The sequence below is a fragment of the Flavobacterium sp. K5-23 genome (genome assembly GCF_023278045.1).
In the GTDB taxonomy this organism is placed as follows: domain Bacteria; phylum Bacteroidota; class Bacteroidia; order Flavobacteriales; family Flavobacteriaceae; genus Flavobacterium.
Genome location: NZ_CP056783.1, coordinates 1,318,526 through 1,333,713, shown reverse-complemented (window position 1 = coordinate 1,333,713; position 15,188 = coordinate 1,318,526). Strand labels below are relative to the sequence as shown.

At 33.3% G+C, this 15,188-nt stretch carries 12 protein-coding genes and 1 riboswitch; of the genes, 3 read left to right on the top strand and 9 right to left on the bottom strand.

All coding sequences use genetic code 11. From position 1 onward, the window contains the following. Positions 1-32: 32 nt before the first annotated feature. Complete coding sequence (locus tag FLAK523_RS05885) at positions 33-821, top strand: sulfite exporter TauE/SafE family protein (protein ID WP_248907541.1); 789 nt, start codon at positions 33-35, stop codon at positions 819-821. Between the two features lie 70 nt (positions 822-891). Here FLAK523_RS05885 and FLAK523_RS05880 read toward each other — a convergent pair whose 3' ends face one another. The 7 genes from FLAK523_RS05880 to FLAK523_RS05850 all read right to left on the bottom strand — a co-directional run bounded on the left by FLAK523_RS05880 (position 892) and on the right by FLAK523_RS05850 (position 7,807). Beyond that, positions 892-1,302 carry an Rrf2 family transcriptional regulator gene (locus FLAK523_RS05880; RefSeq protein WP_248907539.1) on the bottom strand — a complete coding sequence of 137 codons (411 nt, stop codon included), beginning with the start codon at positions 1,300-1,302 and terminating at the stop codon, positions 892-894. Between the two features lie 68 nt (positions 1,303-1,370). After that, a complete protein-coding gene (locus tag FLAK523_RS05875; RefSeq protein ID WP_248907537.1) occupies positions 1,371-2,543 on the bottom strand; it encodes a PLP-dependent aspartate aminotransferase family protein in 1,173 nt (390 codons plus the stop codon). An 82-nt stretch (positions 2,544-2,625) separates the two neighbouring features. Then, positions 2,626-3,060, bottom strand: a complete 435-nt coding sequence (locus tag FLAK523_RS05870) for an OsmC family protein (protein WP_248907535.1) — start codon at positions 3,058-3,060, stop codon at positions 2,626-2,628. A 90-nt stretch (positions 3,061-3,150) separates the two neighbouring features. Then, complete coding sequence (locus tag FLAK523_RS05865) at positions 3,151-3,804, bottom strand: hypothetical protein (RefSeq protein ID WP_248907533.1); 654 nt, start codon at positions 3,802-3,804, stop codon at positions 3,151-3,153. A gap of 47 nt (positions 3,805-3,851) precedes the next feature. Further along, positions 3,852-6,263, bottom strand: coding sequence for a bifunctional aspartate kinase/homoserine dehydrogenase I (gene thrA / locus FLAK523_RS05860; protein ID WP_248907531.1), 2,412 nt, complete (start codon positions 6,261-6,263; stop codon positions 3,852-3,854). A 22-nt stretch (positions 6,264-6,285) separates the two neighbouring features. After that, positions 6,286-7,248, bottom strand: coding sequence for an alpha/beta fold hydrolase (locus FLAK523_RS05855; RefSeq protein ID WP_248907529.1), 963 nt, complete (start codon positions 7,246-7,248; stop codon positions 6,286-6,288). Between the two features lie 71 nt (positions 7,249-7,319). Further along, a riboswitch (SAM riboswitch) is annotated at positions 7,320-7,427 on the bottom strand. Between the two features lie 176 nt (positions 7,428-7,603). After that, the gene (locus FLAK523_RS05850; protein ID WP_248907527.1) at positions 7,604-7,807 is read right to left on the bottom strand and encodes a hypothetical protein; all 204 of its coding nucleotides are present in this window, start codon (positions 7,805-7,807) and stop codon (positions 7,604-7,606) included. An 889-nt stretch (positions 7,808-8,696) separates the two neighbouring features. Between FLAK523_RS05850 and metK the strand changes: the two genes are divergently transcribed. Together metK and FLAK523_RS05840 are read left to right on the top strand one after the other, a co-directional pair. Further along, the gene (metK, locus tag FLAK523_RS05845) at positions 8,697-9,947 is read left to right on the top strand and encodes a methionine adenosyltransferase (RefSeq protein ID WP_248907525.1); all 1,251 of its coding nucleotides are present in this window, start codon (positions 8,697-8,699) and stop codon (positions 9,945-9,947) included. A 104-nt stretch (positions 9,948-10,051) separates the two neighbouring features. Beyond that, positions 10,052-11,818 carry a DUF4153 domain-containing protein gene (locus FLAK523_RS05840; RefSeq protein WP_248907524.1) on the top strand — a complete coding sequence of 589 codons (1,767 nt, stop codon included), beginning with the start codon at positions 10,052-10,054 and terminating at the stop codon, positions 11,816-11,818. Between the two features lie 64 nt (positions 11,819-11,882). Here FLAK523_RS05840 and FLAK523_RS05835 read toward each other — a convergent pair whose 3' ends face one another. Together FLAK523_RS05835 and FLAK523_RS05830 are read right to left on the bottom strand one after the other, a co-directional pair. Continuing rightward, the gene (locus FLAK523_RS05835; RefSeq protein ID WP_248907522.1) at positions 11,883-12,389 is read right to left on the bottom strand and encodes an outer membrane beta-barrel protein; all 507 of its coding nucleotides are present in this window, start codon (positions 12,387-12,389) and stop codon (positions 11,883-11,885) included. Positions 12,390-12,489: 100 nt separating this feature from the next. After that, positions 12,490-15,177 (bottom strand): carboxypeptidase-like regulatory domain-containing protein, encoded by a 2,688-nt coding sequence (locus FLAK523_RS05830; protein WP_248907520.1) that lies wholly within the window; start codon positions 15,175-15,177, stop codon positions 12,490-12,492. Between the last annotated feature and the right edge of the window lie 11 nt (positions 15,178-15,188).

Here is a 15,188-nt window from a genome sequence, read left to right as displayed (position 1 = left end):
AATAGTTATTATTTTTGTCCAAATTTTTATTTATGGAGTTTCAATTAGGATTTATAGTAGCAGGTTTAATCGTAGGCTTTATTGTTGGATTGACAGGTGTAGGAGGCGGTTCATTGATGACGCCTATTCTATTGTGGTTTGGTATCCCTCCAACAACGGCTGTTGGAACTGACCTACTATATGCAGCATTTACTAAAATGGGAGGCGTGTACGTTCATCATAAAAAAAAGAACATCAATTGGTCCATAACTGGTTGGCTTTCTTTAGGCAGTGTTCCCGCAGCCCTGCTAACTTTGTGGATACTTCATAGTATAAAAACAGATATTACAGGTATTAATGCTATCATAAAATACGGTTTGGGTTGGGCCTTACTTTTTACGTCGATAGCTGTTTTATTTAAAAAGAAACTCTTGGTTTTTTCTCAAAAACACGCTGGTGATAAGTTCCATAGCGAGAGTAAAACACAAAATATTCTAACTATCTCAATAGGTGTGTTATTAGGAGCAACTGTAACCTTAACATCAATAGGCGCAGGTGCTTTAGGGACTGTGACTTTGTTTTTCTTATATCCGCTTTTAGTAACTCCGAGGCTGGTTGGGACCGAGATTGCTCACGCAGTTCCTTTGACTCTTGTTGCTGGATTAGGACACGCTACAATGGGGAATTTAGATTTAGGTCTATTAGGTCAGTTATTAATAGGATCCCTTCCTGGAATATTTATAGGAAGTATGATGAGCGGAAAAGTACCTGATTTATTTCTTAGAAATGCGATCGCGATAATGCTGTTTTTCGTGGGATATAAATTGGTGTTTTTGGCTTAAAAAAAAAGACGCTTTCATTGGATTCCAATGAAAGCGTCTTTTTTTTATTTTTTATTTGGAACGGCTTAATTTAAAAAGCGATATCGGCAAGGGAATTGTTTTCTAATATTTTCAGGGTGTTGTCACGTACTTCGGTCATTAATTTACGTACAGCACAGGCTTCCTCCTCTTTACAATCATCACATTTTTCATAAAAATTATGACTGGCACAAGGCAACAAAGCAATAGGTCCTTCAAGAATACGATATACCTTGGCCATATTGATATCCTTCGGTTCTTTAATTAAATAATAACCGCCTCCTTTTCCTTTTTTGGCTCCCAAAAAACCTGAATTACGCAAAAGCAACAATATACTTTCTAAAAATTTTATCGAAATATTTTCACTTTTAGCAATATCAGCAATAGCAACTGGAGTTTGATCTTCTTGACGAGCCAAAAAGGTCAACGCTTTGATTCCGTATTTTGTTTTTTTTGAAAGCATAAAATAAGATTAGATATTTGATGTTGGCTTTTGTTATTCACAAACCCAACATCAAATATCGTAATTTTTTAAGATAAAGCCTGCTCTAAATCAGCAATTACATCTTTTACTGTTTCTAATCCAACAGAAACACGCACCAATCCGTCTGTAATACTTACCGCTAAACGTTCATCAACAGATAATTTACTATGTGTTGTTGATGCTGGATGAGTCACGATTGTTCTTGTATCTCCTAAATTTGGCGAAAGCGAACATAGTTTTATTTTATCCAAAAAGTTACGTCCTGCTTCTAGTCCGCCTTTTATTTCGAAAGCAACAATATTACCACCTGCTTTCATTTGCTTTTGAGCAATTTCAAATTGTGGATGCGATTTCAAGAACGGATATTTCACTCGATTAACATTAGGATGCTGTTCTAAAAACTCTGCCACCTTCAAGGCATTTTCACAATGTCTATCCAAACGAATAGCCAAAGTCTCTAAACTTTTAGACAATACCCAAGCATTGAACGGAGATAAAGAAGGACCTGTCAATCGGCTGAACAAATATATTTTCTGAATCAATTCAGGATCACCTACTGTAATTCCGCCCAAAACTCGTCCTTGACCGTCCATTAACTTTGTAGCCGAATGGACCACCAAATGTGCGCCCCATTTTATAGGTTGTTGCAAATATGGCGTTGCAAAACAGTTGTCAATAACCAAAATCAAGTTGTGCTTTTTGGCAATATTCCCAAGCAATTCTAGATCTATAATGTCGACCGCTGGATTGGTTGGTGATTCCGCAAAAAGAATCTTTGTATTAGGTGTGATGAAACTTTCAATAGTTTCTGGCTTATTAATATCAAAATAAGAGGTTTCAATATTCCACTTTGGGAAATAATTGACAAACAAGGAATGTGTAGCTCCAAAAACACTACTGGAAGAAACTATATGATCTCCAGATTTTAATAAAGCTGCTAAGGTTGAATACACAGCCGCCATTCCTGAAGCAAAAGCGAAACCAGCTGTTGCGCCTTCCATCTTGCATACTTTTTCCACAAACTCGTTGGTGTTTGGGTTGCTGTAACGACTATAAATATTTCTATCTTTCTCTTCGGCAAATGAGGCACGCATATCTTCGGCGTCTTCAAACACAAAACTAGAAGTTAAGTATAAAGGAACCGAGTGTTCTAAGTATTGCGTCCGTTCTAATTGGGTACGGATGGCTTGGGTTTCAAAACCGAATTCTGAATCATTCATTATATTTTGTTTAAAGTTTAAAGTTTAAGGTTGTTAGCACTTGGTATTTCAACACTAAATCTTTAAACGATTAATTTTATTTTTAAATTTTAGATAATTCAACATTATTCAAAACCACTTTGTAATGTACTGTTGCTGTAGGCTCTAATGTTTTAGAAACAGAACAATATTTTTCGAAAGAAAGTTGGGCTGCTCTTAATGCCTTTTCTTCATTTATAGGTCCTTCCAATAAGAAAACCACCGTGATGTCTTTAAAAGGTTTAGCCTCTCCTACTTGTACTCGCTCTCCTTCAACCTCAGCTTTGAACGAAGTGATTTCTTGTCGTTGTTTTTTCAAGATCGAAATCATATCAATAGCGCTACATCCAGCAACGCCCATTAACACTAATTCCATTGGGCTTGCGCCTAAATCATTTCCGCCAAATTCAGAACGGTTATCCACACTTACTATATGTCCACGTTCGTTTTTTAATTCGAAATGGAAGTTGTCGTTTACTCTGTTTAATGTTATTTTCATAATTTTTCCCCTCCACAACCCTCCCGCCGCCGCGGGGAGGGAGCCAAGACCGGAGGCAGTCCCTTTTTAATTATTATTTTTTATAAAAAACTAAGTCATTATACAATCTTTTGATTTATAATACACCCCATTACTTTTATATTTAAAGTTACCATTTGTGTCAATTTCCACTTTAAACGATTCTTTTTTTACTGGGCAATTATAATATTTCATCATATATAATTCAAAGCCATCTTTTACTTTCTTGTAAGCACCTCCTCTTATATCGTTATTGTCAATCCACAAATCACTTTTATAAGACATAATCAGGGCAGCTTCTTCTGCATTATCTATTTTTCCAACAAAATCAATTAGTTCTTTTTCAGTTGTCACATATTTCACTCCCTCATCATCAATATAACTTATAAATGTATAACTAATAAACTCGCCTCTTATTAAACCTTTTTTAGGATAAACAATATTGTATTTCTTTTTAATTAAAGAATCTCCAAAACAATGTTTTACCCTTATTTCGACTCCTTTTTTCAGTCCGAGCCGAACTCTCACATATTCCCAATACAACATTTTTTCATTAGGAACAATGCCTTTTATTAATTCATCTCTACTTACAATATTTTCAATTTTATTAAAACCCTTTTCAACCTCAACGGTGCTTTTATTACAAGAAATAAAAAGCAATAACAGAAAATAAAACATTATTTTCTTTATTCTATTGGAACAAAATAAACAGATACTTCTAATCATTACATTAATTTTAGTTTCTCAAAGTTCCCCCTTCGGGGGTTAGGGGGCTATTTATCAGACAATCTTAATATATCACCAAAAACCCCTCTTGCAGTTACTGCTGATCCAGCTCCGGCTCCTTGAATCACGATAGGTCGATCTCCATAAGATTCCGTATAAATTTCGAAAAAAGAATCAGATCCTTTCAAGCCTCCCAAAGCGGTATCCGAAGGTACGGAAACCAATTTGACTTCCAAAATCCCTTTGTCATTTTGCAAATCCCCCGATAATTCTCCAATGTATCTCAAGACGTGATTTGGTTTTTGGTCAGTTTTTATTTTGTCATAAATAGGATCAAACTCCTTCAACTTTGTCAGGAAATCAGCTGCACTGCCTTCACGCAATTGCTCAGGGATTAAATTCTGAATATCAATTTCGTCAAATTCATTTTGCAAATCCAGTTCCCTGGCCAAAATCAATAATTTTCTACCCACATCATTTCCGCATAAATCCTCTCTTGGATCCGGTTCAGTATAGCCGTTATCGATTGCTTCTTTCAGAACTTCACTGAAAGGAACGTCCTTGGCAGAGAAATTATTGAACAAATAACTCAACGATCCTGAAAAAACTCCTTTAATCTTCGTGATATTCTCACCAGAAAGATGCAGTAATTTTATAGTGTCAATTAACGGCAATCCAGCTCCTACATTGGTTTCATACAAATAATTCTTTTGATTGTCAGCCAATGCTTTTCGCAATTCTTTATAGAAACCATAACTCAAGGTATTGGCCACTTTATTGGATGAAATCAAATCAAAACTGCTTTCCACTAACGGAATATAATTTTCCACAAAAGTGGCGCTTGCCGTATTGTCAATTGCAATCAAATTCTCCAGATGGTGCTCATTTGCATAAGCGATAACATCGTCAATGGTGTAAGAAGCGCCGTTTGTTTGAATTTCGTTTTTCCAGTTAGCCGAAACTCCATCTTTGTTTAAAAGCACATTTTTCGAATTGGCTATAGCAAAAACATTTAATTTAATGTCCTTTCGTTTTTCGATGGCAGTTGCCGATTCTAATATTTGATTAATCAAAGTCCCGCCTACTAATCCGTGTCCAAAAATGGCAATGTTTATTTTCTTTGCCACACCAAAAATTTCCCCGTGAATTACATTTAACGCCTTATTCAGTTCTGACTTTTTCACCACTAAACTCACGTTTTTCCCTGTAACGGTATTATTGAAAAGTATAGGGACAATTTTATTCTTGATTAATGCGGTATACGGTTTGTGAAACGTACTCAAATCTTGTCCGATTATAGATATCACTGAAACATTATCAGTCACGGTGATTTTATTCACATCCTTAGAATAGAAATCATTTTCGAATTCATTTTCCAGTTCGATCATCGCTTTTGTGGCTTTATCCGCAGCAACCACCAGTCCGATTCCTCTTTCTGATGATCCTTGAGAAATGATACTCACACTGATATCATTATCTCCCATCACTTTAAAAATACGCGCATCAATACCCGTTTTCCCTAACAATCCTCTTCCTTCTAAATTTACCAAAGACACATTCTCCAAGACAGATAATGTTTTAATTCCTTCTTTGTTCGAATTTGAAGTAATTAAAGTTCCTTTATTTTCGTGATTGAAAGTATTAAGAATTCGAAGCGGAATATTCTTTTCCAACAAAGGAATAATGGTTTTGGCGTGAAGTATTGTTGCACCAAAATTCGCCAGCTCATTCGCTTCATTGAATGTTAAGTGGTCAATTTTTTTGGCATCGGCAACTAGTTCCGGATTTGCAGTATAAATCCCATCAACGTGAGTATAGCTTTGTAGTTCTTCGGCATCTAGATAATTAGCCAATAAAGAAGCCGTGTAATTACTACCGTTTCTCCCTAAAGTCGTGGTATCATTATTGTTATTAGAACCTATAAAACCAGTAACAACATTTACAGTTGTTCCATTATTGACTTTAAAATACTGAATTACATTTTTCTTAGAAAGTTGTTCTAACGGCTGTGCGTCCCCATAATTCGAATCTGTTTTTAGTAATATTCTAGAGTCAGCAAAACGGGCGTTTATCCCATTTTTAACTAAAATAGCGGTCAATAATTTTGCCGAAATCAATTCTCCTTTGGATAAAACCTGGTCTTTAATTTTGATGCTGTAATCCCCAATCAAACTTACCCCTTCAAAAAGTTTTTCCAGAATCCCAAATTCCTCCGATAAATCTATTTCCTTAAATCCCCCGTTTTGATACGTTTTAAAATTTTCGAATAAAGGTTTGTATTCTCCATTTTTAACAGCTACCTCGAGAATATGTTCCAATTCATCCGTTGCATTTCCTCTAGCAGAAACTACGATAGCTATTTGTTCCCCTTGATTTACTTTATCAGTTATAATAGAAACCACTTTATTTATTCCTTCGCCATTCGACAATGACTTTCCTCCAAATTTTAATATTTTCATTTTATGTTGAATTTTATTGCTTCTAAAATATATCAGCAAGTAGATTATTTAATTGTTCGTATTCTATCAAGAAAGCATCGTGCCCGTGCATCGAATCGATTTCTTTGTAGAATACATTAACGTTGTGTTTTTTTAATTCCTGATAGGTTGCTTTGTTTTCTTTAGCCGTAAAAAACAAATCTGAATTAATCCCGATTATATGAATTGTCGCTTCAATCTTGGAAGCCATTATTTCGAATGAATCACTGTTTCTGGTAACATCGATTGTTTTAAGCAATTGGTTCATCATCTTGTAGGACGAAAGTTGGAATCGTTTCTGCAATTTTTCCCCGTGATGCTGCAACCAGCTTTCGACATTGAAAACTGCCAATTCCTCGTTAGAAGATCTTTGGAATTTTTCCTTGAAGGATTCTGGAGATCTGTAACACAACATAGCGTGAATACGGGCATCTTCGATAGGTCGTGAAGAGTTATTTAGAATTTGCTCTTGCAAATAACAATTGGCTATTAACCAATCCGTCGACTTCCAGTCAGTTGCAATAGGGATTAAATGTTGGGTGCTTTTGGGTTCTAAAGCGATCATTTCCCAAGCAATTCCTCCACCCACAGAACCTCCAATGATGGCATACAGCTGGTTGATTTGCAATAATTGTATTCCTTGAAGAAATGCTTTAGCAATATCTCGAGCAGTAAAATCTAAATAATTGTAAATACTAGTTTGATCGAAACCATTACCAGGGACATTAAAAGCAAGCAGGGAATATTTAGTAGTGTCTATCGTTTTGTGGTCTCCTATCAAATCATTCCACCAGCCGTTTTTACCTATAACTTGTGAATTTCCAGTCAATGCATGATTGACCAATACGATAGGAGCCGAATTTAACGCTGGTCCAAAAACTTGATAACTTAAGTTAAGGGTAGCATAAAATACGCCACTTTCGGTGGTGAAATTTTGTAATGTAATCAGGTTGGGTTTATTTTCCAATTTCAAATTTTTTATAATTTGTATATGGAAATATTAAAAAGAAAAGCTAGAAATTATCTAGTGAATTCTTGGAGTTATCTTTCCACGTTGGGCGTGGTAGAATGCAGCACCTTCTCCGATTTCTCGAAGGGTTGCTAAGGCTTCATTGGGTCTAATCCCTCTGCCTTTCTTTATAACATTTCAATACGTGTGTGAACTTAACAGGGCAAATTAACTACTTATTTTTGTAACCACCAAATTTTTATGCCTTTAGGTTTTTCGCTAAAAATAAAAATAGCATATACGCGCAAAATATCCCTAGATATAACTATCCAGAAATTATTTGCGAATTCCCTCTAAAACTATAGAGTCCCAATTAAATAAAAAGGGTGTCATTTTCTTTAGAATACATCAAAGACAATAATGAAATGTTTTGCACTTTTTTATTATTGTTATTTACTGCATCTATACCTAATCTAGGGTGAACTAATTCAGTTACCATTTGATTTTTTAAATTTCTTTTGGCTCTTAAATTTCTAAGAAAACCAAGTGTTCTTGAAAGAGAGTTTGTGGTGCTCATGTTTTCGTTTTTTAATGATTATTTATTATTTTAATTATGCTTCTGTTTTAAATTAACTTTATAAAAAAACCCTTTTGGACAGAATACCAAAAGGGTTTAAGTTGTATAACTTATACTTTTTTGATATCAAAATGAGGTAGCGCAATTTGCAGCGACATTAAACCGTTTATTTTTCTTTGAAGTAATTTTCATTTGATTTTATTTAATCGAATTCTGGTTTATATTTAAATTAAAAAAGCCTCCCGATATTTCGGGAGGCTTTTGCTTTATTTACATAATACTATGTAATATTGTAAGCAACTACAACCCTTTGGATTTCTCCTTAACAGTTACACTCTTTTTACATATAATAGAATTCATTTCTTTAGTTTTATTGATATTGCAAATGTCGAATATAATATTGAATTCACCAAACTATTTAATGATAATTAACCTAAAGTTTACATATCAAAAAGGATTTTGTTTGAATATTAACTATTCATTATGAATATGTTACAAAACAACAAAAGGAAATAGGTTCTATTATAGGTCGAATTATTTCATTACAAAATAATGTCATAATTAGAGAGGAATTTCCAGTGTAAAATCGTTTGAATCTCATCCCTTTTTTATGCTTTTCCTAAATTTTCATTTGAATTCTATTCAACTAAAAATATTAATTTATCATAAGTATAAAAAAAACAGAAGAGTATAATTTGCAATTCAAAATGGTTTCATACATTTGCACCCGAATACAAGAGGAAAAATTTGAACTGATTGCAACCTCTTCATAATGAAACAATTCATTATGGATGCTGAAATTTTCAGTAGGAAAAATGCTAAAGCAGAAACTCTCCTTTAGTATTACCCGCAATTATTTTTCCTCGCTTAATTTTAAACTATAATTATTATGGCTTATTTATTTACGTCAGAATCTGTAAGTGAAGGACATCCAGACAAAATTGCAGATCAAATCTCGGATGCATTAATCGATAACTTCTTAGCATTTGATGCTGATTCTAAAGTAGCTTGTGAAACTTTAGTAACTACCGGTCAAGTAATTCTGGCTGGTGAGGTGAAATCTAATACTTACTTAGACGTACAAAATATCGCTCGTGAAGTAATCAGAAAAATTGGTTATACTAAAAGTGAATATATGTTTGAAGCTAATTCTTGTGGTATACTTTCGGCTATACACGAGCAATCAGCTGATATAAACCAAGGTGTTGACAGAGCTAATCCAGAAGAGCAAGGTGCAGGTGACCAAGGAATGATGTTTGGTTACGCAACTAACGAAACTGAAAACTATATGCCTTTGGCACTTGATTTATCTCATAAATTACTACAGGAATTAGCGATTTTAAGACGTGAAAACAAGGAAATTACTTATTTACGTCCTGATGCTAAATCTCAAGTAACTCTTGAATATAGCGACGATAACAAACCAACACGTATTGAAGCGATTGTAATTTCGACACAACACGATGATTTTGATGAAGAAGCTACTATGCTTGCAAAAATCAAAAAAGATATTATCGATATATTGATCCCAAGAATCATCGCAAAAAACCCTAAACAAGCACATTTATTCAATGCTGCTATTCAATATCACATTAACCCAACAGGGAAATTTGTGATTGGTGGACCTCACGGAGATACTGGATTGACAGGAAGAAAAATTATTGTTGATACTTACGGTGGAAAAGGAGCTCACGGTGGTGGTGCTTTCTCTGGTAAAGACCCAAGTAAAGTGGATAGGAGTGCAGCTTACGCAACACGTCATATCGCTAAAAACTTAGTGGCTGCTGGAGTTGCCGAAGAAATTTTAGTTCAAGTTTCATATGCTATTGGTGTTGCAAAACCTATGGGAATCTTTATAGATACTTACGGAACATCAAAAGTAAACTTGACTAATGGTGAAATTGCTAAAAAAGTAGAAGCTATATTTGATATGCGTCCTTACTTTATTGAGCAACGCTTGAAATTAAGAAACCCAATCTATAGCGAAACTGCTGCTTACGGACATATGGGCCGTACGCCAGAAACCGTTACAAAAACTTTCTCTGCTCCAGGTGGATTAACTAAAACAGTAGATGTTGAGTTATTTACATGGGAAAAGTTAGATTTCGTTGACCAAGTTAAAACGGCTTTTGGATTGTAATTCACAATTTATAATAAATATCACAAACGGCTATCTGAAAAGGTAGCCGTTTTTTTGTAGGACAAATTGCGGTTTTTATTGTTACTTCGTGAAAAAATAAAAATATGGCTCGATTTCCTTCTTTCCAAAAAATTATCGATAATACACTAAGCACTATTTCAAGATTTCCTCTTGAGACAGTAACTACTGTTTTAGGAACTATTATGGCGATTTATCTATCCGAGGAACACAGTGGACCAATGGAAAAAATATACCTAAAAACATTATTATGCTGTTCTTTATGTCTTGCGCTATTTTTATCAATTACTTTATACTTCTCAAGGGATTTAAAAAACAATGCCCTCCGTTTTGGCTCAAGTATTATACTTGGGAGCATTATTGTTTTATTTGTTTTTAATTTTTCGAATCCAATTAAAACTTACGAGATATATCAATTTTTAGCCTTAAATCTAGGCTTACATCTATTGGTTTCGTTTGCTGCATTTATTCATAAAAAATACGATCCTGAAGCTTTTTGGGAATTCAACAAGCAACTTTTTCTTCGCATTTTGACAGCTGGATTGTATAGTATGGTTATTTATGCTGGATTATCCTTTGCCTTACTGGCGATAAATCTTTTATTTGAAATCAAATTTTACGATAAAATTTACGTGCATTTGTTTTTAATCATAGCCGGAATATTTAACACACTCTTTTTCTTGACAGGTGTACCCGAAACAAATGATTCTAAAGCTCCATTAGCATTAAACTACCCCATTGGCCTAAAAAAGTTTACGCAGTATGTTCTAGTGCCTTTAATTAGCATTTACCTGGTTATCCTGCTGTCTTACGAATTAAAAATAATAGCCACCTTTTCGTTACCTATTGGCTGGGTCTCTAATTTGATTCTTGTATTTGCTGTTTTTGGTATTTTGTCTTTATTGCTAATATACCCTATTGCAAAAGATGTCGAAAATGTATGGATTCGAACGTTTCATAAATGGTTTTACTATTTACTTGTCCCTTTGTTAGGGCTTTTGTTTTGGGCTATTTTATACCGTATTGATCTTTATGGCTTTACACACGAAAGATATTTTGTTTTTGCTTTAGCATTATGGCTCAGTTTATTAACTGCTTATTTTATATTCAAAAAAAATCCCGAAATCAAATTCATTCCTATTACCATGTGTGTTATTGCACTTCTTACTATTATAGGCCCGCAAAGTGCGGATTCCGTATCCAAAAGAAGTCAATTGAACCGATTTAAAGAATATATTGTAGACAATAAAAAAACAAAACTCACCTATAAAGAAGAGCAAGATTTAAGTAGTATTATTGAATTCATCAATGATCATTATGGTATTGAAGCTTTAGCACCTCTTTCATTAAAAATCAATCAATTAGCTAAAAAAGACAAAGAGCCTAGCAGTTTTGCCATTATGGAAGCACTAGGATACAAATACAGAAGATCATACAGAGGCGCAACTGAAGCCGAAGAACCAATATATTACCATTATTATAATAATGATGACGGTGGAATAGCCGAAATAAAGGGTTATGACTTTGCCTTTGAACTTAATAACAATAATAATTACACTTGTAAAAATTGTGTCCAATGGAGCAATAAACCCTACTCCATTAATTATACTTCAACTGATTATGGTGTTGCCTTAAAAATAAACGATGACGTTATTCCTATAAAAATCAATAATTTTATCAAAACAACAGCTACTTTTAAAGCAAAAAATAATAATAAAAAAATCACCCAAAGAATTATCACCTCTAAATACGAACTATTATTACAATATGAATCTGTAACTATAAACTACCGAGAGAATGAAACAACTATTGATGCTTTTAACATCAAAACTCTTTTGAAAATAAAGAAATAAAACTGAATTAAAAAAAAGGGCTGTCTTTTATCAAGACAGCCCTTTGTGTTTATATGAGTTATTTTTACATTTTAAATGTGACTCCAACTTTAGCACTATTTACAACATTACCTCCACCAAATTGAATATTAACTCCAAAATTGTCATTGAAAAAATAACGACTACCTAATTGTAATCCAATACCAAAATTATCTTCATCATTATAATCGTATTTAATTCCATCAAATTTAGAATTCCAATTATAGTAGCTCAAGTTTGCACCAGCATAAAAATCCCATTGACTAGGAATTTTCAACACTTCGTTGAAATGGTAATTACCATTGGCTTGAATGCCAATAATCGAACTTTTTAAATTACTTGAGCCAAATTTTTGATTATACGATTGGTAAGACAACTCTCCACCAAGTGTAAAGTTACTTGCAATACCGTAATCAAGACCAAAATAAACTGGCGTTCCCCATCCTGAAGAACCTATACCTGCATTTAACTGCAACCCTCCTGCTGCTAAAGGAGCTTGTGAATTAGCGAAACCAAAAGTAAAAAAAGCAAATACTATAGCGACATTCTTCATTTTTATAATTATTAGAAATTAAATTCTGTAATAAAAGTAATGGTTTCTCAATATTGAAAAACATTATCATTAGAACTAAATTATAAAAACTTATGAATTGTTACAAATTATACCTTAAACTAAAAACAACATATCTAGGTTGAACCGAATATTGTGAAGTTCTGGTAGAAAACTGAGAGAAATTATCATCATTTAATGTCTGTGTATTCAGGATATTAGTTGCAGCAACTTTATACTCCCACTTACTACCTTTCTTTTGATAAATCAAACTGGCTGTTAAAAAATCATATTCGTTTTCAACCGTTCTAGACTTATTGTAATAGTGATAGAACTCATATTCAGTCACAAAAGAGAAACTCTTCAAAAAGTAATAATCCAGTTTAGCAAAAGGTTTCTCCGTTATAAATGTAGATCCACTGTATTTATTAGCAACTAAGTTATAACCAACTTCTAAATTAGGCATGTTCTTATAATTAGTCGATGCTTTCACGGTATAACTTTGAGTATAACTCTCAGTAGTCGCTTGAAGGTTATTTTGAATATTATTGAATTTAGACCAGTTCAAACTTACATTTGCAGAGGCTTTATAGTTCTTTAAAAACGAACGACCGTAACTTCCCGCTCCTGAAAGCGTTTCGTCAGCAAGATTAGAGTTGAAAGGACTTGTTGACTGATTAATCCCAACAAAATTAGCTCTTGATTTTACCGCGTCAACTTTTCTAGAATAGGATGCATTAGCAAAAATATTTTCGAAATTAAACATATTATACTTAAAATAACGCAATGAATGCACTTGAGAAGTGGCGTTTTCTAATTCTCTATTTCCTCTAAATAAACTATTGAAACTAGACAAAACAAATCCTTCTGCCAATCTATTTATATCAGTAAAGTCATTTGACAACGAGAAATTATAGGTCAAAGATTCGGCTTTTTTTATTTGGTATAAAGCAAAAACATCCGGCAAAACTCTATAAAATGACTGCGTAAATCCAGTTCCAAGTTGCCCATTATTCATATCATAATAATGCAAACTCACACCTGGTGTAAAAGTTAATTTTCCTAATAACATTTTATAATGTAATCCTAAAAACACATCATTAAAATCATAAGTAACCTGATTGTTATTTTGTGAATCAGTCAAATTATTTGCGACTCCATTATCTAACATTTGAAAGATATGGGAATTGAAATTTTGATATGAATTAGTATTACCTAAAGTTACATTGATATTACTTTTTGGTGTAACCATATAATAGTAATCAAGTTTTGCATCTAATTTATTTGTTTTCACAAAACGGTTTTGATTCAAGTCGTTTCTATTTTGCCCAGAAACATACCCACTTAAATTAAAGGGTTGCGTTTGCAAATTAGCATTATAGAAAGGGTTTTCGTCCTGATACAAATGTTGCATTTCGAAAGCAAAAATGTTTTTATCATTTTTAGTATAATACAAACTTAGATTTTGATTAACTGATGTAGGATCTTGATTTTTATCTGTGATTATCGTTTCGGTTGTAGAGTTATTATTTATAATTGATTCTCTTTGTAAAGAACTAATCTCGCTTTGTTTTGTCAATTTAGCAAGAACATCATAATCAAACTGTAGTTTTTTATTGGGTTTGAAAGAAGAACTCAATTTAAACAATCCTAAGTTGTTGTTCTGACGTGAATTTTCATCACTTTTTTGCTGGTTTCCAGAATCTAATATTGTTGATTGAGATTTAGTTTCCAGCTCCGTATCTGATGAAGACAAAATTGCAAATCCACTTAATGTCCATGCTTTTGTAACATTATAAGAAAAATTACCAGCACCAAATTGCGTTTCAATTTCCTTGGCGCGATTGTTTCTCAATAGTGAAATCCCTAAATCGTTAGAAGAAACATTAAAATTGCTTCCTCCCTTTCTCATCATACTCCTGAATCCACCGGTAAACTTAAAATAATCCTGTGCGGTTAATGGCAACTCACCAATGTTATTAAAGTTAGTTATGAAATTCACACTGTAGTTAGGACTGTAATAGAATAATTTAGGGTTTACGATATAACGATCCCATTCATTATAAGCTCCAATACCAGCGGTAACATCTCCAAACCAAAAATTCTTCTTTCCTGATTTTAACTTGATATTCATCGCTAAATTATCCTGATTATTCTCAACCCCTTTCAGAGCGCCAATTTCACTGTAATTTCTCAATACCTGCACTTTATCAATTGCATCAGCAGGAATGTTTTTTACTCCAAGTTTTGTATCCCCGTCAAAAAAATCTTTTCCGTCAATCATTAACTTAGTGACTTTTTTCCCTTCAACCTCAACTTCTCCATCTGCATTTACTTCTACACCAGGTAATTTTTTAAGTATATCTTCCAGCTTTCTTTCAGTACCTGATTTAAATGAGTCAGCGTTATAAACTATTGTATCGCCTTTAATGGAAACCGGCATTTCACGGATAATTTCAACTCCGTTTAATTCAATACCCCCTTCTTGAAGCACAATTGTTTTAGTAATATTTTCATTAGAAGTAATGATTTCTATTTCTTTATTCTGCATTCCTAAATAACTTATTTTTATACTATAAGCTGCGTTAGGCTTTAAATTAAGCACGAATTTCCCTTTATCATTTGTAATGGCATAGGAATCCATGGCTTTTGTGTCATTATTCACAGCCATAACATTGGCCATTTCAAGAGAAGTTGCTTTTGTATCAGTAACGACCCCTTCCAGTTTGATAGATTGAGAATAAGAAAATGAACAAATAAAAAGAAAGGCAATAAATAGTAATTTTTTCATATAGACAGAGA